1 pseudogene is annotated in these 230 nt (G+C 63.5%); it reads right to left on the bottom strand.

The features are described from left to right. Positions 1-120, bottom strand: a pseudogene (locus KVT37_RS33245) (ArsR family transcriptional regulator); the annotation flags it as partial. Positions 121-230: the final 110 nt, after the last annotated feature.

Consider the following 230-nt stretch of genomic DNA (forward strand, 5'->3'; position numbering starts at 1 on the left):
GCGCGAGAGGGCAAGCCAGACCGCCAATTCGTTCACCGTCTTCGGACCGCGCCGGAGTTCTTCCAACAGATAGCGCCGGTTGGGATCGGCGACCGCCACGAAGGCATCGGAAAAGATCATGCCTTATTTGTGGGGCAAAGTTTTCCAAATCTCAACCGCCGGTTTCAACCTTCCTGCCGGGTTCGGGCCGGGTGGCCCTGGGCGTGCCCGCGCGGGTGGGGGGTTGCGTC

It is taken from the genome of Mesorhizobium sp. GbtcB19 (assembly GCF_019091085.1).
In the GTDB taxonomy this organism is placed as follows: domain Bacteria; phylum Pseudomonadota; class Alphaproteobacteria; order Rhizobiales; family Rhizobiaceae; genus Mesorhizobium.